Below are 2,279 nucleotides of genomic sequence, written 5' to 3' on the forward strand. Positions count from 1 at the left end.
ACCCCGTTAGAGGTCCACAACGAGTATCTGAGCCGACAGCTTGCAGCATGAATTAGCTATAGGAAAGCTGTCCGGAAATCTTGGGGCGCCTCACCTCTGTTTGGTGCGCTCTACTGCGGCGTAGGGGCTATCAGGTGGCAGCCGTGTTCCGCCATTCGGATCGATATGACGGCGCCCGCAATCTGTGGGAGGGGACCCGGGGATACTGGGTCGATGAGTCGCCGCCCCGACCAGCCGCCGCACGGCGACATCGCCAACCACGTCACCGGCGGCGTGTCCGGGAGTCTGGTCCAGACCGGCGCCATCCACGGTGACGTGCACTTTCACCAGCAAAGCCGGCCGGTGGCCCTACTGCGCCGGGCAGGTGTGGCGCCACAACGGGCAGCGGCGTTTCAAAACCGTTCAGGCACTTCGCGCCTACTCGCGCAGGCACTGGGGCGCGGCGACACCGCGGTGCTGACCGGCCAGCCTCGGGTACATACCGGTGTGGTGTCGGGCTTGGGCGGGATCGGGAAGACCCAGATCGCGCTGGATTACGCCGAGCAGCTGTGGGCTTCGGGTGAATTGGGATTGTGGGCGTGGGTGACGGCCAGCTCGCGGGAGGCGATCGTCTCCAGTTACGCCCAGGTGGCCGTGGACGTGACCGGCGTCGAAGACTCTAATCCCGAGCAAAGCGCAAGGCGGCTGCTGGAATGGCTCGCCGCCACATCGACGCGATGGCTGATCGTGCTCGACGACGTGCAGAACCCAGCCGATCTGCGAGGCCTGTGGCCACCGGCAACGACCAGCGGGCAGGTGGTCGTGACCACCCGGCGCCGTGACGCCGCACTGCGCGGACACGGCCGTTGCCTGATCAACGTCGACGTGTTCACACAGCCAGAAGCCGAGGCCTACCTGCACGCCGCCCTAGCCGACCAGCCGCACCTGGCCGTGGGAGCGGCCGAACTGGCGACCGAGCTTGGATGTTTGCCGTTGGCGTTGGCGCAGGCCGGCGCGTACATGCTCGACCGAGGCCTGTCCTGCACCGACTACCGCGCCCGGTGGACAGACCGTCGGCGGAGCCTGGCGTCGTTGCTACCCGAGCCCGACGGACTGCCCGACGAGCACCGAGCCACCGTCGCAACCACCTGGTCACTGTCAATCGAGCAAGCCAACCGACTCGAACCTTCCGGAATCGCGGGAACGCTGCTGGAGGTCGCCAGCCTGCTGAACCCCAACGGCATCCCCGCCAACTTATTCACCACCCCGGCCATCACCGACCTGCTCACAGCCGCTAGAGGACGCGAAGTCGATGCGGAGGAGGCATTCGATGGACTGTGGTGTCTGCACCGGCTGAACCTGATCACCCTGGACGCGAGTTCAGTGTCCAGGGCTGTGCGAGTGCACGCGCTGGTGCAGCGCGCCACCCGCGACGCCCTGCCGGTCCCGCAACTCTCCGCAGTGGCACGCACGGCAGCCAACGCGCTCGAGCGCATCTGGCCGAAGATCGGGCGGGACACTGCGCTAGAGCAGCTGCTGCGCGCCAATACCGATTCGCTCGCCGACATCGCCGGCGAGAATCTGTGGGCCCCCCGCGGGCACCCAGTGCTGTTCCAAGCCGGGAACAGCCTCGGTGAGACTGGGCTGGTCGCCGAGGCAAGGGACTACTTTCGCCAGCTCCACACCACCGCCACTCAGCAGCTGGGCCCTGACCACCCCGACACCCTGACCACCCGCGACAGCCTCGCTCGCTGGCAGGGCGAGGCGGGTGATCCGGCCGGCGCCGCAGCCGCGCTCGAGGAGGTGCTCGCCGACCGATTGCGGGTGCTAGGCCCCGACCATCCCGACACCCTGAACGCCCGCGACAGTCTGGCTCGCTGGCGGGGTTGGGCGGGTGATCCGATCGGTGCCGCGGCCGCGTTCGAGGAGCTGGTCGCCGACCGATTGCGGGTGCTAGGCCCCGACCATCCCGAAATCTTAATCGCCCGCGGCAATTTGGCTTACTGGCGTGGCGAAGCCGGTGATCCGGCCGGCGCCGCGGCCGCGTTCGAGGAGCTGATCGCCGACCGATTGCGGGTGCTAGGCCCCGACCATCCCGAAACCCTGAACGCCCGCGGCAACCTGGCTCGCTGGCGGGGAGAAGCTGGTGATCCGGCGGGCGCCGTGACCGCGTTCGAGGAGCTAATCGCCGACCATTCGCGGGTGCTAGGGCCTGTATCGAAGTCGCCTCGAGCAGGTTGAGCTGGAGTTGGTGTTGCTGGGCGTGTCGGTGCTCGACATAGGTGAGGTCTCCGGTAGTT

At 67.5% G+C, this 2,279-nt stretch carries 1 protein-coding gene; it reads left to right on the top strand.

Going from position 1 to position 2,279, the window contains the following annotated elements:
• Positions 1-213: 213 nt before the first annotated feature.
• Positions 214-2,220, top strand: coding sequence for a tetratricopeptide repeat protein (locus AB0N03_RS52125; protein WP_364388952.1), 2,007 nt, complete (start codon positions 214-216; stop codon positions 2,218-2,220).
• The last annotated feature ends 59 nt before the right edge of the window (positions 2,221-2,279 follow it).

This window comes from Amycolatopsis sp. NPDC051061, assembly GCF_040682935.1.
In the GTDB taxonomy this organism is placed as follows: Bacteria; Actinomycetota; Actinomycetes; order Mycobacteriales; family Pseudonocardiaceae; genus Amycolatopsis.